The sequence below is a fragment of the Embleya scabrispora genome (genome assembly GCF_002024165.1).
GTDB lineage: Bacteria > Actinomycetota > Actinomycetes > Streptomycetales > Streptomycetaceae > Embleya > Embleya scabrispora_A.
The window spans coordinates 445062-468125 of record NZ_MWQN01000001.1; the positions used below are offsets into that span (position 1 = coordinate 445062).

The 23064-nt window shown below is 73.0% G+C and carries 26 protein-coding genes; 12 read left to right on the forward strand and 14 right to left on the reverse strand.

What is annotated here, in order from left to right; all coding sequences use genetic code 11:
• Positions 1-16 precede the first annotated feature (16 nt).
• Positions 17-1294: an MFS transporter gene (locus tag B4N89_RS02090; protein WP_161500591.1), complete on the reverse strand. Its 1278-nt coding sequence runs from the start codon at positions 1292-1294 to the stop codon at positions 17-19.
• A 161-nt stretch (positions 1295-1455) separates the two neighbouring features.
• Here B4N89_RS02090 and B4N89_RS02095 point away from each other — a divergent pair, with 161 nt between their 5' ends.
• Positions 1456-2196 carry a FadR/GntR family transcriptional regulator gene (locus tag B4N89_RS02095; RefSeq protein ID WP_078974158.1) on the forward strand — a complete coding sequence of 247 codons (741 nt, stop codon included), beginning with the start codon at positions 1456-1458 and terminating at the stop codon, positions 2194-2196.
• An 11-nt stretch (positions 2197-2207) separates the two neighbouring features.
• The gene (locus tag B4N89_RS02100) at positions 2208-3449 is read left to right on the forward strand and encodes a threonine synthase (protein ID WP_078974159.1); all 1242 of its coding nucleotides are present in this window, start codon (positions 2208-2210) and stop codon (positions 3447-3449) included.
• A 22-nt stretch (positions 3450-3471) separates the two neighbouring features.
• Here the strand turns inward: B4N89_RS02100 and B4N89_RS02105 are convergent, their stop codons facing one another.
• The 3 genes from B4N89_RS02105 to B4N89_RS02115 form a co-directional block, all read right to left on the reverse strand.
• Complete coding sequence (locus tag B4N89_RS02105; RefSeq protein WP_078974160.1) at positions 3472-4086, reverse strand: DJ-1/PfpI family protein; 615 nt, start codon at positions 4084-4086, stop codon at positions 3472-3474.
• Positions 4087-4192: 106 nt separating this feature from the next.
• On the reverse strand, positions 4193-4594 hold the full coding sequence (locus tag B4N89_RS02110) for a pyridoxamine 5'-phosphate oxidase family protein (protein WP_078979055.1): 402 nt from the start codon (positions 4592-4594) through the stop codon (positions 4193-4195).
• Between the two features lie 129 nt (positions 4595-4723).
• On the reverse strand, positions 4724-5551 hold the full coding sequence (locus B4N89_RS02115; RefSeq protein WP_078974161.1) for an isocitrate lyase/PEP mutase family protein: 828 nt from the start codon (positions 5549-5551) through the stop codon (positions 4724-4726).
• A gap of 210 nt (positions 5552-5761) precedes the next feature.
• Here B4N89_RS02115 and B4N89_RS02120 point away from each other — a divergent pair, with 210 nt between their 5' ends.
• Complete coding sequence (locus B4N89_RS02120; RefSeq protein WP_078974162.1) at positions 5762-7375, forward strand: class I adenylate-forming enzyme family protein; 1614 nt, start codon at positions 5762-5764, stop codon at positions 7373-7375.
• 1 nt (position 7376) lies between these two features.
• Here the strand turns inward: B4N89_RS02120 and B4N89_RS02125 are convergent, their stop codons facing one another.
• A complete protein-coding gene (locus B4N89_RS02125; protein WP_078974163.1) occupies positions 7377-8078 on the reverse strand; it encodes a helix-turn-helix transcriptional regulator in 702 nt (233 codons plus the stop codon).
• Between the two features lie 107 nt (positions 8079-8185).
• The gene (locus B4N89_RS02130; protein ID WP_078974164.1) at positions 8186-8794 is read right to left on the reverse strand and encodes a superoxide dismutase; all 609 of its coding nucleotides are present in this window, start codon (positions 8792-8794) and stop codon (positions 8186-8188) included.
• Positions 8795-8932: 138 nt separating this feature from the next.
• Between B4N89_RS02130 and B4N89_RS02135 the strand changes: the two genes are divergently transcribed.
• From B4N89_RS02135 to B4N89_RS02145, 3 genes are all read left to right on the forward strand, one after another.
• Positions 8933-9982, forward strand: a complete 1050-nt coding sequence (locus B4N89_RS02135) for a questin oxidase family protein (RefSeq protein ID WP_078974165.1) — start codon at positions 8933-8935, stop codon at positions 9980-9982.
• Positions 9983-10113: 131 nt separating this feature from the next.
• Entirely contained in the window at positions 10114-10392 is a 279-nt protein-coding gene (locus tag B4N89_RS02140; protein ID WP_078974166.1) for a hypothetical protein, read from the forward strand.
• A gap of 150 nt (positions 10393-10542) precedes the next feature.
• Positions 10543-11184, forward strand: a complete 642-nt coding sequence (locus B4N89_RS02145) for a uridine kinase (RefSeq protein WP_078974167.1) — start codon at positions 10543-10545, stop codon at positions 11182-11184.
• Positions 11185-11212: 28 nt separating this feature from the next.
• Here the strand turns inward: B4N89_RS02145 and B4N89_RS02150 are convergent, their stop codons facing one another.
• Positions 11213-12046 (reverse strand): aldo/keto reductase, encoded by an 834-nt coding sequence (locus tag B4N89_RS02150; protein ID WP_078974168.1) that lies wholly within the window; start codon positions 12044-12046, stop codon positions 11213-11215.
• Between the two features lie 53 nt (positions 12047-12099).
• Positions 12100-13371 (reverse strand): MFS transporter, encoded by a 1272-nt coding sequence (locus tag B4N89_RS02155; RefSeq protein ID WP_078974169.1) that lies wholly within the window; start codon positions 13369-13371, stop codon positions 12100-12102.
• 141 nt (positions 13372-13512) lie between these two features.
• Here B4N89_RS02155 and B4N89_RS02160 point away from each other — a divergent pair, with 141 nt between their 5' ends.
• Positions 13513-13959 (forward strand): MarR family winged helix-turn-helix transcriptional regulator, encoded by a 447-nt coding sequence (locus B4N89_RS02160; RefSeq protein WP_078974170.1) that lies wholly within the window; start codon positions 13513-13515, stop codon positions 13957-13959.
• 97 nt (positions 13960-14056) lie between these two features.
• Here the strand turns inward: B4N89_RS02160 and B4N89_RS02165 are convergent, their stop codons facing one another.
• Positions 14057-15106, reverse strand: coding sequence for a lactonase family protein (locus B4N89_RS02165; protein WP_161500592.1), 1050 nt, complete (start codon positions 15104-15106; stop codon positions 14057-14059).
• 177 nt (positions 15107-15283) lie between these two features.
• A complete protein-coding gene (locus tag B4N89_RS02170; protein WP_078974172.1) occupies positions 15284-15940 on the reverse strand; it encodes a TetR/AcrR family transcriptional regulator in 657 nt (218 codons plus the stop codon).
• A gap of 79 nt (positions 15941-16019) precedes the next feature.
• Between B4N89_RS02170 and B4N89_RS02175 the strand changes: the two genes are divergently transcribed.
• Both B4N89_RS02175 and B4N89_RS02180 read left to right on the forward strand, forming a co-directional pair.
• A complete protein-coding gene (locus tag B4N89_RS02175) occupies positions 16020-16805 on the forward strand; it encodes an ABC transporter ATP-binding protein (RefSeq protein WP_078974173.1) in 786 nt (261 codons plus the stop codon).
• Between the two features lie 15 nt (positions 16806-16820).
• The gene (locus B4N89_RS02180) at positions 16821-17651 is read left to right on the forward strand and encodes an ABC transporter permease (protein ID WP_078979056.1); all 831 of its coding nucleotides are present in this window, start codon (positions 16821-16823) and stop codon (positions 17649-17651) included.
• A gap of 42 nt (positions 17652-17693) precedes the next feature.
• Here B4N89_RS02180 and B4N89_RS02185 read toward each other — a convergent pair whose 3' ends face one another.
• Positions 17694-18671, reverse strand: coding sequence for a helix-turn-helix transcriptional regulator (locus tag B4N89_RS02185; RefSeq protein WP_078974174.1), 978 nt, complete (start codon positions 18669-18671; stop codon positions 17694-17696).
• A gap of 169 nt (positions 18672-18840) precedes the next feature.
• Here B4N89_RS02185 and B4N89_RS02190 point away from each other — a divergent pair, with 169 nt between their 5' ends.
• Positions 18841-19074, forward strand: a complete 234-nt coding sequence (locus B4N89_RS02190; protein WP_078974175.1) for a hypothetical protein — start codon at positions 18841-18843, stop codon at positions 19072-19074.
• A gap of 90 nt (positions 19075-19164) precedes the next feature.
• On the opposite strand, the gene B4N89_RS02195 is transcribed toward B4N89_RS02190, so the two are convergent.
• Positions 19165-19905, reverse strand: a complete 741-nt coding sequence (locus B4N89_RS02195) for a DedA family protein (RefSeq protein ID WP_161500593.1) — start codon at positions 19903-19905, stop codon at positions 19165-19167.
• Positions 19906-20094: 189 nt separating this feature from the next.
• Here B4N89_RS02195 and B4N89_RS02200 point away from each other — a divergent pair, with 189 nt between their 5' ends.
• The gene (locus B4N89_RS02200) at positions 20095-20568 is read left to right on the forward strand and encodes a GNAT family N-acetyltransferase (RefSeq protein ID WP_078974177.1); all 474 of its coding nucleotides are present in this window, start codon (positions 20095-20097) and stop codon (positions 20566-20568) included.
• Between the two features lie 802 nt (positions 20569-21370).
• Here the strand turns inward: B4N89_RS02200 and B4N89_RS02205 are convergent.
• Complete coding sequence (locus B4N89_RS02205; RefSeq protein ID WP_078979057.1) at positions 21371-21775, reverse strand: PPOX class F420-dependent oxidoreductase; 405 nt, start codon at positions 21773-21775, stop codon at positions 21371-21373.
• A 114-nt stretch (positions 21776-21889) separates the two neighbouring features.
• On the opposite strand from B4N89_RS02205, the gene B4N89_RS02210 reads away from it, so the two are divergent.
• A complete protein-coding gene (locus tag B4N89_RS02210) occupies positions 21890-22405 on the forward strand; it encodes a GNAT family N-acetyltransferase (protein WP_078974178.1) in 516 nt (171 codons plus the stop codon).
• On the opposite strand, the gene B4N89_RS02215 is transcribed toward B4N89_RS02210, so the two are convergent.
• The gene (locus B4N89_RS02215) at positions 22389-23060 is read right to left on the reverse strand and encodes an SDR family oxidoreductase (RefSeq protein ID WP_078974179.1); all 672 of its coding nucleotides are present in this window, start codon (positions 23058-23060) and stop codon (positions 22389-22391) included. The two genes, B4N89_RS02210 and B4N89_RS02215, sit on opposite strands and share 17 nt — an antisense overlap.
• Between the last annotated feature and the right edge of the window lie 4 nt (positions 23061-23064).

The window sequence follows — 23064 nt, forward strand, 5'->3', positions numbered from 1 at the left end:
GTCCGGCGTCCGGGGGTCAGGCGCCGGGCCGCCGGGCGGGTTCGGGGGCGGCGTCGGGTTCGGCGGCCCCGGCCGCGCCGCGGCCGCCGGACAGCACCAGGCCGACCAGGAGTTGGCCGACGGCGGTGACCACGAGGGCGGCCATCGGCACCGTCCACCCGCCGGTGGCACCGTGCATCAGGCCCAGCGCGAACGGGCCGGTCGCGGCGACCCCGTAGCCGAGCGACTGGGCCAGCGTGGACAGCGCGGTCGTCTCGGCGGCGCCGGCACCACTGCCGCCGATCACCGAGAGCACCAGCGGGAACGAGCAAAAGCCCACGCCGACCGCCACCGCCCACAGCACCGGCGCCGCGACCGGCGCGACCAGCAGTCCGGTGAAGCCGATCAGCATGCTCACCGAGACCAGGACGAACGCCGGCCGCAGTCGCCCGGTGGCCCGCACGAACGCGAGCAGCGCGAACGTGGCCGGGATACCCGCACCCTGGGTGATCGCCAGCATCGCGCCCGCGCCGCCGTGGCTCATCCCCCGGTCCGACAGCAGCGTGGGCAACCACCCCACCAGCGCGTAGCAGTTCAACGCCTGAAGCGCGAAGTAGGCGGTGACCAGGCGGCCCAGGCGGGTGCGCGCCATCGCCCACGGCGACACGTGCCCCGCGGCGCCGGTGCCGCCGGCCGCCGCGTGCGGGGCCCGGACCAGCGACCACACGAGCAGCGCCGCCACCGCCGGGATCGCCCACACGGCCAGGCCCAGCGAGGGCGAGTCGAACCCGTCGGCCACCGGCACGGCCACCGCCGCGGCCAGCGTCGCGCCCAGCGCCATCACCGTGGTGTACACCCCGGTCAGCACCGACACGCGGTGCGGGAAGTGCCCGCGCAGCAGGGCGGGCAGCAGCACGTTGCCCACCGCCAGCCCCGACATGCCCACGACGGTGCCGGTCAGCAGCGCCCAGGTGGCCGGCACCATCCGCAGGCCCAGCCCGGCGGCGAGCGCGACCAGCGCCACCAGAACCGCACGCTCGGTGCCGAACCGGCGGGCCAGCGGCGAGGCGGTCAGCCCGGCGGCGGCGAAGCACAGGGTCGGCAGGGTGGGCAGCAGCGACGCGGTCACCGAGCCGAAGCCCAGCGTGTCGCGCAGCGCCTCCAGGAGCGCCGCCGCGCTGCTGATGCCGAGCCGCAGGTTGAACGCGATCAGCACGATGCCCACACCGGCCAACCACGCGGCCCGCCGGCGGGCGGCCGGATCGGCGACGGTCGGCACCGCGGGCGAGGTGGGGGCGGGGGCGGCGGAAGTCATGGATAAAAGGTAAGACGTCTGATGAATCCTGTCCAGATGACGTCCGATCATCGGACGTGTGCGGAGGTATCCTGAGATCCCGCGACGGTTCCGGGGCCCGTCGTTCGAATTCCGCGGCCGCTCCGGCCGCCCCGACGTCCCAGGTCAGGAGCCCGCGCGCGATGAGCAGCCTCGAATCCGTGCGCCGGCCGGCGCTGTCCGCCGAGGTGATCGCCCGGCTGCGCGAGCGGATCACCTCCGGCGACTGGCCGGTGGGCGGCCGCATCCCGCCGGAGCCCGAACTGATGACACAGCTCCAGGTGGCCCGGGGCACGCTGCGCGAGGCGGTGCGCGCGCTCGCCCACGCGGGCCTGCTCGATGTGCGCCAGGGCGACGGCACCTACGTCCGCGCGGTCAGCGAACTCTCCGGCGCGGTGGAACGCCTCTACGGCGGCAGCGACATCGGCCAGGTCCTGGAGGTCCGCCAGGCACTCGACCTCCAGGCCGCCCGGCTCGCCGCGATCCGCGCCGAGGAGAGCGACCTGGCCGCGCTCGACGACGCGCTGCGCCGGCGCCGGGCGGCGTGGGACGCGCGGGACTTCGACGCGTGGATCGCCGCCGACTGGGAGTTCCACCTGGGCGTCGCCGACGCGGCGCACAATCCGCTGCTGGCCGAGCTGTACCGCAACCTGTCCGGCCCGGTGCGGGCCTCGGTGGCCGACTCCTGGACCGATCCGGGCTACCAGGGCGCGGCACCCGCGGGCCACGAGGACCTGCTCCGCGCGCTGCGCGAGCGCGACCCGGCCGAGGCCGCGCGCCAGGCCGATGCCAACCTGACCGACACGCACGACTGGCACGCGGTGCGCTCGGCGAACCACCCGGCGCCGCAGGCGAGTCGCCCGAAAGGGGAGCCGCGGCGTTAGGCTCGGCGGTCATGATCTCCGAAGACTCCTCGCCCGCGTCGAACCCGTCCGGCCCGGGGGAATCGCTGGCCACGGTGCAGCGTTCGCTGGGCGATCCCAGTGTCGAGTTTCCGCTGTGGCCGCCGCTGGTGTCCGGGTGTCCGGTGACGAGCACCGACGAGGTCGCCTATCCGGTCGAGGTGGACTACGCCTACGACCGGGTCGAGCCGGAAGTGTTCGCGCCGGGTCGGCCGCGCACCGGACCGGCCCGCTGGGCGCCGCTGTTGCCACCGCTGCTCGGGCCGGGTCTGGGCGAGGGCGACACGCCGCTGATCGAGTTCGGCGGCGGGGTGTACATCAAGGACGAGTCGCGCAACCCCACCTGGAGCCACAAGGACCGGATCAACCGGGTCACGGTCTCCGCCGCGCTCGCGGTGGGCGCGCCCGGCGTCGTGGTGTCCTCCTCCGGCAACCACGGGGCGTCGGCGGCGGCCTTCGCCGCCCGGGCCGGGCTGCCGGCGGTGGTGTTGGCGTCCTCGGACGCGCCGCCGGCGGTGCACTCGTTCCTGGAGGCGTACGGCGCGACCGTGCTGCCCGTACCGGCCGAGGCGCGGTGGGCGCTGATGCGCGAGATCGTCGACCGGCTCGGCTTCCACCCGCTGAGCAACCTCACCCCCACGCACACCGGCCACGCCTTCGGCCCCGAGGGCTACAAGACCATCGCGTACGAGATCCACGCCGAACTCGGCGTCCCGGCCGCGGTGTTCGTCCCCACCGGCTACGGCGAGCTGCTGTTCGGGGTGTGGAAGGGCTTCGCCGAACTGCGCCGCCTCGGCCTGACCGACCGCGTCCCGCGGCTGTTCTCGTGCGAGCCGGCTGCCGGCGGACCCCTGGCCGCGGCGGTGCGCGCGGGTCGGCCGGCCGCACACGTCCCGGTCGGCCGGACCACCGCGTACGCGATCGATTGCCCCGTCGGCGGCTACCGGGGCGTCCTCGCCCTGGAGCGCGACGAACGCCGGGCGCTGCTCCTGACCGACGCCCAACTGGCGGCGGCCCGCGCCGAGTTGAGCCGCCAGGGCATCTGGGTGGAAACCTCGGCCGCGGCGGGCCTGGCGGGCCTGCGCGCACACGGGCCGATCGAGGGCCCGGTGGTCTGCGTGGCCACGTCCAGCGGCTTCAAGGACCTCGACGTCGGCACCCACCGGCCGAAACCGGTCGAGCCGACGTGGGCGGGGGTCGAGGCGCGCCTGCGGGCGGCGGGCATCGCGGCGTAGCGGCGGCGTTGCCGGCGCCCGATCAGCCCGTCGTCACGCGCTCCCCCGCGCGCAGGACCCCGAACACGTGTTCCACGGTGGACTGCTTCTCGCCGACCGGCGCCACGTAGTCGATCGCCGCCCGGGCCGCCGCCTCGCCCAATGTGCGGGTGATCGTCCAGGCGGCCAGATACTGCGAGGCCATGCAGCCGCCGGCCGTGGCGATCGGGCCGGACGCGTGGAACGGGGCGTCCAGGACCTCGACCCCGGCCGCCTCGACCCACGGCCGGGAGGTGGCGTCGGTACAGGCGGGCAGGTGGGCCAGCAGGCCGAGTCGGGCCAGGACCAGGGCGCCGGAGCACTGGGAGCCGACGAGTTGCCGGCCGGGGTCGAGCGGCAGGCTCGCGAGCAGCGTGTCGTCGGCGACCACGTCGCGGGTCCTGATGCCGCTGCCGATCAACACCACGTCGGCCTCGGGGATGAAGTCGAGCCCGCGTTGTCCGGTGATCTCCACGCCGTTCATCGAGGTGACGGTCGGCGTGGGCGTGGTGATGTACGCCGTCAGACCGTCGCGCCGACAGCGGTTGACGATGGCCGCCGCCACGAAGCTGTCCAGTTCGTTGAAGCCGTCGAAGGTGACCACGGCAACCTGCGTCATCGACCCATCCCCGTTCGAATCGGTGTATTCACACTTTCCCGGCAGGCTACGCCTCGGCGGCGCGGACGATCTCACGACCCCACGGCAGTCGGGCGCGGCCCCGCCCCTACACCGTCCCCATCCGCCGCGTCACCGCGATCTCGATCACCACCCGCTCCGGGTTCACCCTCGGCTCGCGGTAGCGCTCGGTGTATCGCCGCACCGCCTCGGCGACGGCCTGCGGATCGCGGTTGACCGTCGCGATCCCCTCCAGCGTGGACCAGCGCCGCCCGGCCACCTGGGACAGTGCGACGCGGGCGCCCGGAGCCGCCGCGAGCACGTTGCGGACCTTCTTGCTCGCACCGTGCGAGATGACCCGGGCGATCCCGGACACGTCGTCGTACGTGGCGCCGACGGGCACCTGGTGCGGCGTGCCGTCCGGGCGGTGGGTGACCAGCAGGCACAGGTGCCGTTCCTGCCAGAAGTCCCGGAAGTCCGCGGTGATGGTCGGCGGAACGTGCAACGTCATCGAGATCAGGTCTTTCACGATCGAGCCGGCCGAATCCGGCGAAGCCGTCCCGGCCCCGCCGCTCAGCAGTATGCCGCCCGCCGGGCGGGCCCGCGCCGAGGGTTGGGCCCGTACGGCCACGCCTCGGCCTCAGTCCGCCCAGTAGACCTCCGACATCGCCTGCGCCTGCGCATACGTCGGCACGTCGCCCGCCGTCGCCTCGCCGTCGTGCGCGACCGCCCACGCCAGGTCCACCGCGCTCTGCACCGCGACCCGGAACAGCAGCGACCCCGTGCTGATCCGGCGCACGCCCAGTTGCGCGAGGCGGGCCCGGGACAGTCCGGTGGGGCTGTACAGGATGTTCAGCGGCGCGTCGGTGGCGTCCACCAGCGTCTCGATCGCGGTCTCGTCCTGGACGCCCGGTACGAACACGCCGTCGGCCCCCGCCGCCCGGTAGGCCCGGATCCGCCGCACCGTCTCGTCGAGCGAGGCGCCCGCCCCGCCCGCCCAGTACGTGTCCGTGCGCGCGTTGACGAACAGCGTCGGCGCGGCCTCCTTGATCGCGGCGATCACCGCGACCTGGTGGTCCGCGTCGGTCAGCGTCCCGTCGGCCCGCCCGTCCTCGATGTTGATCCCCGCCACCCCGGCCCGCGCCAATTCGGCGCCCAACGCCGCGACGTCCCGCGGGCGCTCGGCGAAACCGCCCTCGACGTCGACGCTGATCGGCACCGGCAGCCGCGCGATCCCGACCCCCAGGCGCACCGTCTCCTCGCGCGTGCCGCCGACCCCGTCCGGCTTGCCCACCGCGATCGCGACGCCGAGGCTCGTGGTCCCGATCGCCGGGAACCCGCGCTCGACCAGCGCCGCAGCCGAGGCGTGATCCCACGCGTTCGGCAACACCAGTGGCGTCCCGGCCCGATGCAGGGCCAGGAATTCCGCGAAACGATCGGCGTTGGCGGCCTGGTTCACAGTACTCATCGAGCATGCCCTCCGGATCGACGGCGACCGCCCGATCGCGGCCGGCCCCGACGATCCTCCCCCACCGCCACCGGTCCCGACAGCCGAAATCCCGGCGGCCCCTCGAAGATCCGAGACCGCGCCCCTTCGGCGCGACCGGCAGCGGGCTCCCCCCTCGAAGAGCCCGCCGCCCACCTGCGGTAGCGTCCGGGCGAGAAGGTCGGAGGCCCCATGCTGCTGCACGAGATCCTGGTCGCCGCGGCTCGGGAGGTACCCGACCGCACCGCGCTGATCGTCCCCGGACACCCGTTCCGCACCCGACCGGCCGCAGCGGTCGCCGACCCGTCCTCCGGGCCCGCCGACCCGTCCACGACGTCGTGGACGTTCGCCGAATTGGCCGCCCGCTCCCGAGCCCTGGCCGCGACCGTGGCCGAGCGCACCTCGCCCGGCGCCCGGGTCGGGATCCTCGCGCACAATCGGGCCGAGTACGTCGCCGCCTACTACGGCGTCCCGTGGGCCGGGCGCGTCCTGGTCCCGCTCAACCCCCGGCTGCACCCGCGCGAGTGGGCGGACCAACTCGCCCGCTCCGGCGCGGAACTGCTCCTCGGCGACACCGACCTGCTCGGCGCGCTCGCCTGGCCGGGCGGCCCGAGCCTGGAACTGGGCGCGGCCGTCACCGCCGAGCACACCGACGCCGGGTGGAGCGCCGACGATCCGTGGTCCGGCACCACCTTCGACCCCGCCGCCGACGAATCCGCCCTGACCTGGCTGCTGTTCACCTCCGGCACCACCGGCCGGCCCAAGGGTGTCCGGCTCACCCACCGCAGCCTGACCGCGGCCATGCGCGCCTCGCTGGCCTGCCGCCCGGTCGACCCGGACACCGTCGTACTGACCCCCTTCCCGCTCGCGCACGTGGCCGGCTACCAGGTGTTGGCACACCATCTGGCCCGCCGCCCGGTGGTCGTGCTGCGCCGCTATCTCCCGTCCGAACTGGCGGCCGTGGCCCGCGAGTACGAGGTGACCAGCCTGTCCCTGGCGCCGACCATGATCGACGCGCTCCTCGACCACGTGCGCGAGGGCGACGGGTTGCGCGAGCGCATCCGCTCGATCAGCTACGGCGCCTCGCCGATCACCCCCGAGTTGATCCGCCGGGTCGACGGGCTGCTCGGCTGCGGCCTCGGCCAGGGCTACGGGATGACCGAGTTGTCGGGCAACGCGGTGTTCCTGACCGCCGCCGACCACCGCAACGCCGCGACCGATCGCCCGCACCTGTACTCCGCCGCCGGGCGCCCCGGCCCGGGGGTGGAGATCCGGATCGTCGACGACGCGGGCCGGCCGCTGCCCGTCGGCGCCGCCGGCGAGATCGCGGTCCGGTCCGAACAGGTCGCGGACGGCTACTGGCAGGTGGACACCGGCGAGTTCGCGACGGGCTGGTTCCGCACGGGCGACCTGGGCCGACTCGACGCCGAGGGCTATCTGTACGTCCTGGATCGCAAGAAGGACGTGATCATCACCGGCGGCGAGAACGTCAGCGCCCGCGAGGTGGAGGCGGTCCTGCGCGAACACCCCGGCGTACGCGAGGTCGCGGTGGTCGGCGAACCCGACACCCGGTGGGGCGAGCGGGTGGTCGCCGTGGTGGTCCCCACCGCCGGACACACCCTCGACCCGGACGAGTTGGTCACGCTGTGCCGCGCGCACCTGGCCGGCTTCAAGGTCCCGCGCCGCGTGGTGTTCACCGACGCGCTGCCGGTCACCGGCACCGGCAAGGTCAGCAAGCCCGCCCTCCGCGAACGCGTTGTGGAATCGAGCCGCGCCGACTCCGGGGACGCACGCACGCGCTCCTGAACTACTCCGCGTCCGGCAACCCCGCGTCGGCCGGCGTCGACCCCGGCTCGGGCCGGGTCCCGCGCGGCCGGATCTCGTACGCGCAGTGCGGCGCGCCGGCCACCATGTGGCTCACCCGCCGCACCTCGGTGTCCGGCAACGCCTCGCGCAGGAACGCCAGTTCCGAAGAGCACGCGGTGCCGCAGCGGATCGCCACATCGAAGATCGCGCAGTTCTGCTCGACGATCAGCCAGCCGCCGCCGTCGGCCAGCGGTCGCGCGGCGGCCAGGTAGCCGTCCTCGTCGAGGATGGCGGCGATCGCGGCCACCCGATCGGCGAGGTCGGGTGCGGTGGTCCGGGTCCGGGCGCGCTCCAGCCGCCGTTCCCGGCGCCGGTCGAACAGGCGGTCCACGAAGCCGGGTTCCTCGGCCTGCGCGGTCTCCAGGAGGTCCCCGACCAGGTCGCCGTAGCGCCGGGGGAACAGGTTCTCGCCGGCCGTGGTCAGCCGGTACACGTGCTTGGGCCGGCCCGGCCCCAATCGGGCCTGCCGGTGGGTCACATACCCCTCGGCGACCAGCCCGGCCAACTGCTGGCGCATGCCGCTCGCGGTCATCCCGACCGCCTCGGCCAACTCCTCCGCCCGCAGTTCGCCCGCGCCCTTGAGGCGCCGCAATATCTCCCGCCGGGTCTCGGGCAACAGTGCGAACGCGTCCTGCTCGCTCACCCCGCTCGCCTCCCTCGTTCGTCCCGAGTACCCCGAGTGCGTGTCCACACCCACCGGACAGGGCCGCACGGGGAGCCCCCGCGCGGCCCTGGACCGGACGTCGTTGCTCAGGCGCCCTTGGCGGCCGAGAGGCGCGCGGCGACGTCGTCCCAGTTGAAGACGTTCCACACGGCCTTGAAGAAGTCCGCCTTGACGTTCTTGTACTGGAGGTAGAACGCGTGCTCCCACGCGTCGATCGCAAGCAGCGGCACGGTGCCCTGCGGGATGTTGCCCTGGTGGTCGTAGACCTGGGTGACCACGATGCGCTGGGACAGCGGCTCCCACGCGGCGACGGACCAGCCCGACCCCTGCACGGTCATCGCGGTCTGCGTCATGTGCGCGCGGAACTGCTCGAAGCCGCCGAAGTCGACGCCGATCTGCTCGGCCAGGTCGCCGGTGGGCTCGCCGTTGCCGGTCGGGCCCAGGTTGGTCCAGAACAGGCTGTGCAGCACGTGGCCCGAGACGTGGAAGGCCAGGTCCTTCTCCAGCTTGGAGATGGTGCCGTAGGCCTCCTTGTCGCGGGCGTCGGCGAGCTGCTCGAGGGCGGTGTTGGCACCGGCCACGTACGCCGCGTGGTGCTTGTCGTGGTGCAGCTCCATGATGGCGCCGCTGATGTGCGGCTCCAGGGCGGCGTAGTCGTAGGTCAGGTCGGGGAGCGTGTAGACCTTGTCGGCCACGGGAGTTCCTCCTGCGCAGTGGTTGCGGTGACAGAGCCGACCCTATGCTTCTCCCGGGAATACCGGCAAGTTAGGCAAGACTTAACTGTCCCAACCGGAAGTCCCCGGTCCACACTCGGCACACGAAGGAAACGAACGATGCGACAACAAGCCGCCGAAGCCTTGGACGAAGCATTCGCACGTCTGCACCGCACCGGCTCCGAATTCGACGACAAGCTGTCCAATCACGGACCGATGGCCGTCGAAGCCCTCGTGCACGCGGGCCAGTGGGAAGCCGTGCCCGCTTGGCTCGACTCCTACACCCGCCGGCTCGAACCGGTTCTGCGCCCCACCGAGCGCATCGGCCGCGACGCGTGGCGCGAGGCGCTGGGCGACCGCGCCCGGGACGGCGACTGGATCGCCCTGTTCACCGACGAGATCGCCGAACGGCCGTGGCGCGAGGTGCTCGCGCTGTGGTGGCCCAGGCTGCTCCCGGGACTGCCCGGCGGCGCCACCCACGGGGTGATCCGGGTCGGACACGCGGTCCGCGCCCTGCTGGACCTCGGCGAGAGCCCGGTCCGGCTCGCCGAGTTCGCCCACGCGATGGCCTACTTCGCGTCGAGCAACCAGGCCCTGCCCGAACTGCCGCGGCTCGCGGGGGGCCGCACGCCGTTCGAGGCACTGGACGCGGTCCCACCCCTGCCGATCGACGAGAAGGACCACATCAGCCGCCGGCTGGACTTCCTGGCCGGGTGGGACGCGTGGCTGACCCCGACCCTGTCGGTGCAGGAGGCCACGACTCCCGAGCGGGCACAGGCGCTGCTCGCCGACACGGTGCATGCGGCCACCCTGCGCTACCTGCGCCGCGGACACGGCAGCGGGGTGATGAACGTGCACGCGGTGACCGCCCCGAGCGCGGTGTTGCGGGTGTTGCCGGCGCTGCCGCGCGAGCAGTGGATCCCCTCGTACACCACGGCCTGGGCCACCAGCAGCGCGGTCTTCGCGGTCTACTCGGGCCGCGAGGACGCGACCGGGACGCCCGCTCCCGCGCCCGATCCCGTCGAGGCCGGACTGCGCGCCCTCGCCCACGGCGACGAACACGTGATCAAGCTCGTGGACACCGCGGTGGACGTGTTCGCCCGCTCCGGCGACACCCGCGCACTGGCCGCCGGCACGCTCGCGGCGGAGTTGATCGCGCCGGAGCACTGACCGGTCGCGCCGGGCAAGGCGACACGCCCTCGAACGGGTGAGATTCCCCCACTCGGCGCAGCCGATCGCGTTCGCTGGTGCCGCGCACACGCCGTGCGGCACCAGCGAACCATCCAGTGAACGGAGCCCCCATGCGCATCGCCCCGCTGCTCACCGCCGCGACGGTCGGCGCCCTGCTCGCGCTGACCCCGGCCGCCCCCGCGCTCGCCGACGGCAACGCGGACACCATCACGAGCGAGACCGATCAGGTCGGCCCGGTCGGCCAGGTCGGCATGATCAGCGAGGACGACGTGCTCCACGACCTGCGTCCCGCCGTGGTGGGTGTGCACCAGGGCATCTCCGGCGGCTTCGTGGAGGTGCCCCCGCCGGTGGTCCGGGCCCCGCAGATGCCGCCCATGCCCTCCTTCTGACACCGGCCCGCCTTCCCGTCTGCGGACCACCGCCCTCACCCGGGCCGCGGCAGGCCGGCACACCACGGCCCGGGGCGGGCGCACCCGCTCGGTCGGCGCGGTCGACAATGGCCGCATGACCGCACCGAACGCCTCCCGCCCGGCCCGCCGATGGTGAACGTGCGACCGATCACCCCGACCGCCCTGGTGGACGAACTGGTCGAGGCGATCGTCCGACGCGCCGCCGACCGGCCGTGGACCCGGGTGGCCCTCGACGGCGCGGACGCCGCCGAACCGGGCGCGCTCGCCGACGCGTTGGTGGCGCCGCTGCGCCTGCGCGGGCATCCGGTGGTGCGGGTGCGGGCCCGCGACTTCCTGCGGCCGGCGTCGGTGCGCCTGGAGTACGGGCACACCGACGCCGAGTCGTACCTGTGGGGCTGGCTGGACGACGCGGGGCTGCGCCGCGAGGTGTTGGAACCGCTGGCGGCCGGCGGCACCGGGCGGGTGTTGCCGAGCCTGTGGGACGCGGCCCGGGACCGGGCCACCCGCGCCGACTACACCGTGCTGCCCGAGGGCGGAGTGCTGCTCCTGGACGGGCCGCTGCTGCTCGGCAAGGGCCTGCCGCTGGAGCTGACGGTGCATCTGTGGTTGTCCCCGGGGGCGCTGCGCCGGCGCACTCCGGCCGAAGACGCCTGGACCATCGAGGCGCTGACCCGCTACGCCGAGGAGATCGGGCCCACGACCGAGGCGGACCTGACCGTGCGCTACGACCATCCCGCGCATCCTGCGCTGGTCGAGCCGCAAGGCCGCTGACCGTCGGCTCGGTCGGTCCCGGCCGGCCTCAGTCGACCTCGTCCGGGTCCGGGCCGAGCCGCTCGCCCCGGTCGAGCCGGCCGATCGCGTCCAGCTCGGCCGCCTCCAGGTCGAAGTCGAACACCTCGAAGTTCTCCCGGATCCGCGCGGGTGTGACCGACTTGGGGATGACGATGTTCCCCAGGTGCAGGTGCCAGCGCAGCACCACCTGGGCGGGCGACCTGCCGTGCGCGCGGGCCACCTCGGTGATCACCGGGTCCGCCAGCAGCGCGCCGCCCTTGCCCAGCGGGCTCCACGCCTCGGTCGCGATCGCGTGCGCCCGGTCGAAGGCGCGGACCCGGCCCTGCTGGAGGTAGGGGTGCAGTTCGACCTGGTTGACCGAGGGCACCACGGCGGTGTGTTCGAGCAGTCGGGTCAGGTGCTCGGGCTGGAAGTTGGACACCCCGATCGTGCGCACCCGGCCGTCCGCGAGCAGCTTCTCGAACGCGCGCCAGGTGTCCAGGTAGCGGTCCCGGCTCGCCGCCGGCCAGTGGATCAGGTACATGTCCACGTAGTCCAGGCCGAGCAGCCGCGCGCTCTCGTCGAACGCGGCGAGCGTCGAGTCGTAGCCCTGTTCGGTGTTCCACAACTTCGTGGTGACGAACAGTTCCTCGCGCGGGACGGAGGAGGCGGCCAGGGCTCGGCCCACACCCGCCTCGTTGCCGTAGATCGCGGCGGTGTCGATGCTGCGATATCCCACCTCGATGGCGTTCGTCACGGCGGCGGTGGCCTCGTCGTCGCCGACCTGGAAGACCCCGAAGCCGAGCTGCGGGATGGTGACGCCGTTGTTGAGGGCGACGTCGGGTACGGGGGTGGAACTCATGGGGGGACGGTCCTTCGTGGTGAGGGGTCGGATGGGGGATGGCGGTCTCGGGGTCAGCCGGGAAGCCGGACGGGCCGAGGGGTCGCCGACTCCGGCACGCCGGAGTCACCCTGCCCGCTCTGCCCGCCGACGGCCTCGGCCACACCGGGGAGGTGTCCGGCGACCATGCGCGAACGGGTGGGCGTACGCCGCTCCAGCGCCAGGGCCAGCGCCGCGAGGGCCAGTGCGCCGAGCGCCAGCCCGGCGCCGACCCAGTTCGCCGACGCGTAGCCGTGGCCCGCGTCGATCACCAGCCCGCCCAGCCAGGCCGCGACCGCGTTGCCCAGGTTGAACGCGCCGATGTTGACCGCGGAGGCCAGGGTCGGCGCGCCGGCGGCGTTGTCCATCACCCGCTTTTGCAGCGGCGGCACGGTGGCGAAGCCGAGTGCGCCGATCAGGAACAGGGTGAGCACCGATCCGACCCGGTCGTGCGCCGTCACGGTGAACAGCGCCAGGACGCCGGCGAGGGCGATCAGCGAGGCGAACAGCAGCGGCATCGGGTACCGGTCGGCCAGCCGGCCGCCGACCGCGTTGCCGACCATCATGCCCAGGCCGACCACCACGAGCAGCCAGGTGACGGCGCCCTCCGAGAAGCCCGCGACGTCGGTCATCATCGGCTTGACGTAGGTGAGCGCGGCGAAGACCCCGCCGAAGCCGAGCACGGTCATGCCCATCGCGAGCAGCACCTGGACGTTGCGGAACACCGCGAGTTCGTGCCGCAGGTGTACGCCCTCGGGCCGGGGCCGTTCGGGTACCAGGCGGGCGATGCCCGCGGCGCCGAGCACACCGATCGCGGCGACCAGGACGAAGGTCAGCCGCCAGCTCACCGACTGCCCGACCAGCGTGCCCAGCGGCACGCCCACCACGTTGGCCAGCGTCAGTCCGGTGAACATGGTGGACAGCGCCGCCGCCTTGCGATCCGGGGCGACCAGGTCGGCGGCGACCACCGAGCCGATCCCGAAGAACGCGCCGTGGGTGAAGGACGCGACCACCCGGCCGAGCAGGATCACCCCGAAGGCCGGGGCGAGCGCGGTCAGCACGTTGCCGAGCACGAACAGGCCCATCAGCAGGATCAGCATGCGTTTGCGGGAGACGCGGGTGCCCAGGACGGTCATCAGCGGAGCACCCAGGAGTACGCCGATCGCGTATCCGCTGACCAGGAGTCCCGCGGTGGGAATCGAGACCTCGAAGGCGCCGGCGACCTCGGGCAGCAGGCCCAGGATGACGAACTCGGTGGTTCCGATGCCGAAGGCTCCGATGGCCAGGGCCAACAGTGCGAGTGGCACGACGTACCCCTTTCCGGGGAGGGCTTGCCGGAGCAGACCGGCGGCGAACGTTTGCAGAGACGACTTACAGGCGTCGACAATATTTGCAGACGCCGATCAATGCAAACGCGGGCTATTTCGTTTCGGAGGTACCCTCGGGCCATGGGACAACAGAGGCAGGCGATCCAACCGAGACTGGCGCAGGGCTGGTGCGCGCTCGCCGCGCTGCACAATCGACTCGAAGCGCACATCGAGCGCGCGCTGCAGAGCGAACACGACCTGAGCGTGCGGGAGTTCTCGGTCCTGGACGTGCTCGACCGGCAGGACGGCTTCCACCTGCGGATGAACGAGCTCTCGGACGCGGTGGTACTGAGCCAGAGCGCGACCACGCGCCTGGTCACCCGGCTCGAGGAGCGCGGCCTGCTCTCGCGCTACCTGTGCGACACCGACCGTCGGGGCATCTACACCGAGGTCACTCCCGCGGGCTGCACACTGCTCACCGCCGCCCGCCCCACCCACGACCGAGCCCTGCGCGAAGCCCTCGCCAGGGCCGAGGAACACACCGAACTGGCCCCGCTGGTCGACGTGGTCAAGTCACTCGGCGCATAGGGCGTGCAGACCGGGCGCGGCGCGGAACCCAGGGCATCCGGCCGCCGCCGGACGGATCGAGGCGACCCGTCCGGCGGGCAGGCGGGCCCGGGAGCGGCTACGCGAGCACGCTGGTCGGGCTCCCGGTCGCGAGCGCGACGCCGAGGGCGGTGAGCCGGCCGGAGCCCGGGTCGCAGCGGAATCCGGTGATCGTGTCGCCGCGCTGGTTGGCCACGTACAACACTTCGCCGACCAGGGCCAGATCACGCGGCCAGGCCCCGCCCGTCGCAATCTCCTCGACCAGGGACAACTCCGCGCCGTCGACGGCGAGCACCGAGATCGTGTCCGGTCCCCGGTTGGCCGCGTACACGAAGCGTCCGTCCGCCGAGGCCACGATCCCCGACGGGGCGCCCTCGCCGCCGGACAACACGAACGGCTTGCCCGCCACGGTCAGCGCCCCCGTACGCGGGTCGCCGCGCAGCGGGGTGACCGTCGCGTTCAACTCCCCCGCCAGCCAGGCCAGGTCCTTCGGCCCGTACGCGATGTGCCGCGGCCCCGTCCCCGGCGGCAGGGTCACCTTCGGCCCCTCGGCGATGGTCCCCGCCTCGGCGTCGAAGTTCAGGTGGTACACGGTGTCCGAACCCAGGTCGCACACCACCAGCCACCCGCCGCCGGCGGCGAACGTCACCTGGTGCGCGTGCGAGGCCGCCTGCCGGTCCGCCACCGGCCCGGACCCGGTCAGCCGTACGTGCGTGGCGGCCTCGCCGAGCGTGCCGTCGTCGGCGATCGGGTGCACGGTCACACTGCCGCCGCCGTAATTGGCCACCACCACGAACCGCCCCGTGGGATCGGCCGCCAGATGACACGGTCCGGCGCCGAGCGTGGAGACCTCGCCCAGCGGCACGAGCCGTTCGTCCTGCACCGAGTACGCGCCGACCGCGCCCTCGCCGGCCCGCTCGCTGACCGCGTACAGGAAGCGGCCCGAGGGGTGCCGGGTCAGATACGACGGCGAGATCGCGGGGATGGCCGCGGACGGCGTACCGAGCAGGCCGCTGTCCGGGTCCTGCCGGCACACGGTGATGCCGGTGCCGTGACCCTCCATGTCGGGGGTGTACGAGCCCACGTACACCAGCGGTCCGCGTCGGTCGGAAGCATTTGGTGAGGTCACACGGTTCTCCTGTGGTCCGGCCGGTGACGGCCGATCATCGGTCGACTCCTGATCCATCGACCGAGCCGGCGACGCCGACCACGCAGATCATCGCGGATCGAACGCGCCGCCGCGGCCGATGTCATGCTCCTCCCCGACCCCGCCGCCGGCACACCCCGCCGAAGCGCCGGGGCCGGCTCACTCGGACCCGCGGATCGCGTAGCCCAGCACCTCGGCGCTCAACAACGTTTCGACCGCGTCCAGTTGCTCCAACGCACGGTCGGCCGTCTCGCCCGGATCGACGCCGTCGGCCAGGCGGCGGCCGATCCCCCGGAAGACGGCCTGCTGGATTCCGGCGAGCTGGCCGGCGATCAACTCCGGTACCGGGTCGGTGGGCGCCACCCCGGCCTCCTCGGCGAGGGTCCGCGCCAACGCGTCGGCGCCGGCCTGCTGCATCCGCCACAACCGGCCCACCAGCGCCGGCGACTCCAGCATCACCCGCGCCCAGCGCTCGTAGCCCGGGACCAGACCGGAGTACGGCGACCGCTCCTCCACGTCGCGGCGCAGCACCGCCAGCACCGCGCCCGTCGCCGACTCGCCCACCGCGCGCTCGCGCACGATCCGGGACAGGCGGTCCACCAGCTCCGATTCGCGGTCGAAGAACAGGTCCTCCTTGGTCGGGAAGTAGTTGTAGACGGTGTTCACCGAGACCTCGGCCAGTTCGGCGATCTGCGCGATGGTGACCGCGTCGAACCCGCGTTCCATGAACATCCCCGTCGCGATGTCCGAGATGTGCGTCCGGGTGCGGCGCTTCTTGCGCTCGCGCAGACCCTCGGCGGGTGCGATCTCCGTCATGTCGCCATTGTAGTCAACTTGGGGTCACTTAAACTTTGGGGTCGTTGCAAAAATTAAGCGACTGTGTTTCGGTGGTCCCATGACACCGGTCATCCACACCACCGGGCTCGCCCGGACCTTCCACACCAAGCGCGGCACGGTCGAGGCCGTCCGCGGCATCGACCTGACCGTCCCCGCCGGCGAGATCCTGGGTTTCCTCGGGCCCAACGGCGCCGGCAAGACCACCACGCTGCGCATGCTCACCACGCTGCTCGCCCCCACCGGCGGCAGCGCCACGGTGGCCGGGCACGACCTGCTGCGCGATCCGGCGGGCGTGCGCCGACGGATCGGCTACGTCGCCCAGTCCGGCGGCCTCGACCCGGGCGTGTCCATGCGCGAGGAACTCACCACCCAGGCCCGGCTGTACCGCCTCGACCGGGCCGCCGCCCGGGCGCGCACCGCCGAACTGGCCGCCGAACTGGGCCTGGCCGACCTGCTGGACCGCCCGTGCGCCGCGCTCTCCGGCGGCCAGCGGCGCCGACTCGACATCGCGATGGGGCTGCTCCACCGCCCCGACGTGCTGTTCCTGGACGAGCCGACCACCGGCCTGGACCCGGGCAGCCGGGTCGACCTGTGGGACCTGGTCCGGCGGATCCGCGACGAGTGGGGCACCACGGTCTTCCTGACCACGCACTATCTCGACGAGGCGGACGCGCTCGCCGACCGCCTCGTGGTCGTCGACTCCGGCCGGGTCGTCGCCGAGGGCACCGCACACGCGCTCAAGACCGAGTACGCCGGCTCCCCCGACGCCTCGCTCCAGGACGCCTTCATCGCCATCACCGGCCGGCGCGCCCCCGCGCCCGCCGGGACTCCGATCGCCGTCTGACCGGCCGAGGTGACCATGTCCACGCCATCCGCGCCCTCCGCGGCGTCCACGCCGGCGGCGCCGGCCACTCCCGCCCCGAGCACCCCGTCCGCGTCGGCCACGCTCCTGACCGACACCCTGCTGATCTTCGGCCGCTACCTGCGCCAGACCCTGGCCGCCCGGATCGGGTTGGTGTTCGGGCTGCTGCAACCCCTGCTGTTCCTGGTCCTGTTCGGGCCGCTCCTGCGCGAGGTCCCGCTCGGCGGGAGGGGCGACTCCTGGCAGACCCTCGTCCCCGGCCTGCTGGTGCAACTCGGGCTGTTCAGCGCCGCGTTCGCCGGTTTCGGCATCCTGATCGAAAAGCAGCAGGGCATCCTGGAGCGGATGCGGGTGACCCCGGTGAGCCGCGTGGCGCTGCTGCTCGGCCGGGTGCTCAAGGACATCGTGCAACTGCTGGTCCAGTCGCTGCTGCTGGTCCTGGTCGGGGTGGCCTTCGGGCTGCGCGCGCCGATCCCGGGGATGCTGGTCGGATTCGGCTTCGTCGCACTGATGACCGCGTCGATCGCGTCGCTGTCCTACGCGTTGGCGATGCGGGTGGACTCCCCGCAGGAGTTCGCCCCGGTGGTGAACTCGGTCAACCTGCCGGTGATGCTGCTGTCCGGGATCCTGCTGCCGATGTCGCTCGCCCCGGACTGGCTGGACGGGCTCTCCCGGGCCAACCCGCTGCGGTACGTGGTCCTGGCGGTGCGCTCGGCGTTCGTCGGGGACTACGGGGCGACGGTCGGCACGGGGGCGACGGCGGCCCTCGGCCTGACCGCGGTGTCGATCCTGGCGGCGGTACGGCTGTTCCGGCGGGCCGGGGCATAGCCGTCGGCCGGCCCGGGGGCCTCGGCGGCGCGGCGCGGGTGCCTACCCGTACCGCGCCGCCGTCGCGCGTGCGGTGGCGGCGATCGCGGCGCGCAGTTCGGGCGGGCCCAGGACCTCCACCCCCGGCCCCAGTCGCAGCAGTTCGGCCACCCCCACCTCGACCGTCTCGATCGGGAGCCGGGCCCGCACCCGACCGTCGGGCCGCGGCTCCCCCGCGCTCGCCTCCACGACGTCGGCGACGTGCGCGCCGAACATGGGCCGCACCAGCCGCCGCGCGTCCTCGGTCAGCAACACCTCGGTGTCGATGGGGCGCAACTGCTCGGCGAACTCCCGCGACCAGTCCTCCCAGTAGGCCGCCAGATCGAAGTCCGGATCACGCTCGAACACCTCGTCGAGCACGTGCAGCTCCTCGATCCGCACCACCCGATAGGTGCGGTCGCGACGCTCCCCCGCCCCGGCGATGCGCGCCACCAGGTACCACTGCCCCGCCTTGAGCACGAGGCCGTACGGTTCCACCTCGCGGGTGACCTCGCCGGCCCAGCGCCGGTAGTGCACCCGGATCCGCCGGTCGGTCCACACCGCGCCCGCGATCCGGGACAGCTCGGGCGAGCGGTCCGCCTCCCGGTACCACCCCGGCGCGTCCAGGTGGAAGCGCGGTCGGGCCCGCTCGATGCGCTCGCGCAGTTCGGCGGGCAGTCCGGCCCGAACCTTGAGCTGCGCGGACGCGACCACCGCGCCCAGACCCAGTTCCGCCGCCGGGCCCGGCAGCCCGGCCAGGGACAGTGCGTCGGCCTCGTCGTTGGTCAGCCCGTTGATCCGGGTCCGAAAGCCCTCCAGGAGCCGATAGCCGCCCGCCGGCCCGCGCTCGGCGAGGACCGGCACCCCGGCCGCCGCCAACGCCTCCACGTCCCGGTAGACGGTCCGGACGGACACCTCCAACTGCTCGGCCAACTCGGTCGCGGTGACGAGCCCCCGGTTCTGCAGGGTCAGCAGGATGGTCAACAACCGACTCGCGCGCATGATCGCCAGTGTGGCGGAGCGGGCCCGGCGGCGCCGAACGGGTGAAATGCCCGGCCGAACCGGTGCACTCGGCTTCGGGATCCTCGTTCGCGCGCCGTTCGTTGATCGAATATCGAGGGGACTCTGCACAAGGGAATCTCGGGGCCGGAACGAAACGGAGAACGGCGCCATGAGCGGCTTCCTCGACAAGGCCAGGAAGATGGCCGAGGACACGATGAACACCGGCAAGCAGAAGGTCGAAGAGGTCCAGGTCGGCCGGGACGCGTCGGCACTGCTGAAGAAGTTGGGCGCCGCGTACTGGAAGGAGCAGCGCGGCGGCGGTCCGCACGAGGAGGTCACCAGGGCCTTGGCCGCGCTCGACGAGCACGTGGCCAAGCACGGCGACGCGGCGCTGCGCGACTGAACCGCCGCCCCGACCGGGCCCGGGCACAGCAAAGCGGGCCGGGTCCACGACCCCGCCCCCGCATCTTTGTCGCGCAGGCCCGCCGGGCGATCAGGCGACGCTGTCCTCCCGGGTCGCCGACGTGGCCCCCGCGAAGTCGCGGCGCGCCGCGTCACCCGACGCGGCGTCGGCGTTGGGGTCCGCGAACGCCGAGGAGCCGTCCTCCTCGGCCTTGCGCCGCCGCCGGCGCCGAATGAGGGTGACCGTCCCGGCGACGATCCCGATCGCCACGATCGCGGCCCCTATCCAACCGGGCACGCTCGCCGCCGACGGGTAGGCGCTGCCCGCGAGCCGGCCCAGCATGATCGAGCCCGGCACCCACACCAGGATGCCGACCGCGTTCCACGGGGCGAACCGTCGATAGGGCATCCCCGCCGCCCCGGCCAGTCGCGGCAGCAGCGTGCGGGCGAAAGCGACCCACCGACCGAGCATCACCGTCACGCCGCCGGCGCCCCGCCCGCGGGTGAACATCTCCTCCGCCCGTTCCCACCGATGCTCGCCCACCGTGCGCCCGAGGCGCCCGGTTCGTATCCGTTCGCTGCGATGTCTGCCGGAGAGGTAACCGAGAGTGTCCCCGGCGAGCGCGGCCGAGGTCGCGATGATCAGTACCGGCACCAGCGCCAGGTGTCCGGTCGAGGTGAGCAGTCCCCCGAGCAGGAGCACCGGTTCCGCGGGGGCGAAGACGCCGAGCAGCAGACCCGTCTCGATGATGGCGACCAGTGCGATCACGACATAGGCGTATAGCGGCGGGAGATCTCCCAGCCGGTCCACCCACTCGTGCACGGCATCCACGTGGAACCTCCCCGTTAGGCCGCTTGCCATGTGGCTTGACAAGCATCCGCCTTCAATGGTGTCAACGGATCCTGCGCGCGGCCGAATTCCCGCCTACTCCCCTGGCGGTATGGACCTGACAAAAGTCATCCGGCCCCGCGCGGGGACCGGAGAGATGGCTTCCGACCGTCGCCGTCTACGTTGGGCACCATGAACGACATCCAAATCCGGCCGGCGAACCGCGACGACCTCGCCGCCATAGTCGGCCTCCTGATGGACGACGCCCTGGGTTCGGGACGGGAGTCGCAGGAGGACATGACCCCCTACCTGGCCGCCTTCGACCGCCTGTCGGCCGATCCGAACCAGGAACTGGTGGTGATGACCCGCCCGGACCCGGAAACCGGCGCTCCGAAGGTGATCGGCACTCTCCAACTCACCATCGTCCCGGGCCTGTCCCAACGCGGCACGACCCGGGCCCTGGTGGAGGCGGTCCGCATCCGAAGCACCGAACGCGGCAACGGCCTCGGCACGACCTTGATGCACTGGACCATCCAACGCGCCCGAGAACGAGGCGCCACCCTGATCCAACTAACCTCCAACAACACCCGAGAAAACGCCCACCGCTTCTACCGCACCCTGGGCTTCACAGACTCCCACGTAGGCTTCAAACTCACCCTGCAATAACCCCCACAAAACCCAACACAACCCCCACCCCGACCGCCACCCGAAGCCCCTCACCCTGCCCCACCCTCAAGCCCAAGCAGCCCAACCCACACACGAGCCCAAGCAACCCGACCAACACCAGAAGCCAAACAGCCCAACCGACCCACGAAGCCACCCGACCCGACCAACGCATGAGCCCAAGCAGCCCGGCCGGCGCTTGAGGCCACCCAGCCCGACCGACGCATGAGCCCAAGCAGCCCGGCCGGCGCTTGAGGCCAAGCAGCCCGGCCAACGCCAGAAGCCAAACAGCCCAACCGGCACATGAAGCCACCCGGCCCGACCAACGCATGAGCCCAAGCAGCCCGGCCGGCGCTTGAGGCCACCCAGCCTGGCCGGCGCTTGAGGCCAAATAGCCCGGCCGGCGCTTGAGGCCAAATAGCCCGGCCGGCGCTTGAGGCCAAGCAGCCCGGCCGGCGCTTGAGGCCACCCAGCCTGGCCGGCGCTTGAGGCCAACCAGCCCGGCCGGCGCTTGAGGCCACCCAGCCTGGCCGGCGCTTGAGGCCAACCAGCCCGGCCGGCGCTTGAGGCCACCCAGCCTGGCCGGCGCATGAGGCCAACCAGCCCGGCCGGCGCATGAGGCCAAGCAGCCCGGCCGGCGCTTGAGGCCACCCAGCCCGGCCGGCGCATGAGGCCAAATAGCCCGGCCGGCGCATGAGGCCAAGCAGCCCGGCCGGCGCTTGAGGCCAAGCAGCCCGGCCGGCGCTTGAGGCCACCCAGCCTGGCCGGCGCATGAGGCCAACCCGGGTGCCACCAGGCTCGGGCGCTACCCGCGCTCCCCAAGCACAACCCGCACACCCACCGTCCCCCCAACCCCCCGCCGCACCCGGCTCCCCAGCAGCGTCACCCACCCCACCACGCCGAACTTGCGCCGAATCAACCCCCGATACCGCTCCGTCCCGGCCGCATCCAACACCGACGCGACCCCCGGCACCGCCACCCCCCGCACACGCCCCCGCGCATCACACTCGGCGACCGTGACCCGCCCGCTGTTACGAATCCGCTTCACCTTCCCGGACGACCGCGCCGTCCACACCCCGAGCGCATCGCCGTCGCGGAACACCCACACCGGCGTGCCCACCGCCCGCCCGTCCCGGCGAAACGTGGTCAGCAGGACGTATTTGCCCGCCGCGAGTCGATCCAGATCCTCGGGCGTCCCGGGCGAAGTCATGCGCGCGAGTCTAGGGCGCACGCGCGGCGCGGAGGCGGCGCACACGAAGCCGTGATCAAGATCGTCCGCCGCCCGACCTGCCCGGCGCGCCGTCGTGGATGGGACGATGATCGGATGTCGCGCACATCGGAGGAAACCCGCGTCCAGGTCCGCCCCGCCGTCGAGGCCGACGGGACCAGTCTTGCCGAGATAGACCACCTCACGTGGTCCCCCGACGTCACCCCCGCCCCCCGCTGGGCGGTCGACAAGGTCTTCTTCCGCGACGCCGACCACGTGCGCGACACCCTCGTCGCCCACGAGGACGACCTCGTCGTCGGCTATCTGCAACTCGAACGCTCGACCCTGTGCCCGGCCTCCGGCCACGTACAGATCATCAACGGCCTCGCGGTGCACCCCGACCACCAGGGCCGCCGGATCGGCCGACTGCTGCTGACCGCGGCCGAGGCCGAGGCGCGCCGGCGCGGTGCCCGCCGCATCACCCTGCGGGTGCTCGGCGGCAACACGTCCGCGCGCGCCCTGTACGCGGCCTGCGGCTATCGGATCGAGGGGGTCCTGGAGGGGGAGTTCCTGCTCGCCGGGCGCTATGTCGACGACGTGCTGATGGCGCTCGATCTCACGAACGAGACCTAGCCGCCGCGTACTTGACCGCCTCGGCGACCGGCACGTCACCGCCGACCACCTCAAGGGTACGACCGATCGTGCCGGGTTCGGCGATCAGTTCGGCCAGGATCGCCGCCACGTCGTCCCGGCGGATCGCGCCGCCGCCCTCGCGTTCGGACAGCGCGATCAGTCCGGTGCCCGGATCGTCGGTGAGCCGGCCCGGACGCAGGATGGTCAGGTCCAGCGCGCCGCGCGAGCGCAGGTCCTCGTCGGCCTCGCCCTTGGCGGTCAGGTAGAGCGCGAAGTCCGGGTCGGTATCGGCCGGCGGCGCGGTCGAGGCGCCCATCGACGAGACGATCACGTAGCGCCGCACCCCCGCGTCCTCGGCCGCGTCCGCCAGCAGGACCGCGCCGCCGTAGTCGACGGTCATGGTGCGCTCACGGGTGCTGCCCGGGCCCGCGCCGGCCGCGAACACCACCGCGTCCGCGCCCGCCAGGTGCTCGGCGACCTCCTCCACCGAGGCCCGCTCCAGATCGCACACGACGGGCTCGGCACCGGCCGCGACCAGGTCGTTCGCGTGATCGGGGTTGCGAATGAACCCGACCACCGTGTGTCCGCGATCGGCGAGCAGGCGCTCCAGCCGAAGGGCGATCTTTCCGTGTCCACCCGCGATGACAATGCGCATGTAT